The sequence below is a fragment of the Chromohalobacter sp. HP20-39 genome (genome assembly GCF_033052815.1).
In the GTDB taxonomy this organism is placed as follows: Bacteria; Pseudomonadota; Gammaproteobacteria; order Pseudomonadales; family Halomonadaceae; genus Chromohalobacter.
The window spans coordinates 1-245 of record NZ_JAWHTP010001043.1 but is presented as its reverse complement, the minus strand read 5'-3'; the positions used below and the strand labels follow the sequence as shown (position 1 = coordinate 245).

The 245-nt window shown below is 53.1% G+C and carries 1 protein-coding gene; it reads right to left on the bottom strand.

Going from position 1 to position 245, the window contains the following annotated elements:
- A partial coding sequence (locus RVY79_RS21095; RefSeq protein WP_411161781.1) for a PTS transporter subunit EIIC occupies positions 1-245 on the bottom strand: 245 nt, incomplete at both ends.

Here is a 245-nt window from a genome sequence, read left to right as displayed (position 1 = left end):
CCAGTCATAAATGTGTTTTTCCAGCAGTGAGAAGCAGAAGAACCAGGCGGTTTTATTGATGGGGCCGCCCATATCGAACGCCAGCATCGCACCGACCAGAAACGCTGCCGCAAACTTCATTGATGGAGGAATGGTATTCAGGAAGTGGAGCAGCCCGCCCATGAGGTCGGACATCACCGGCCCGATAACGTAGTAAGTGAGCACGCCGAAAACCAGCAGAGTAACGAACGGGATCAGCATTGAAC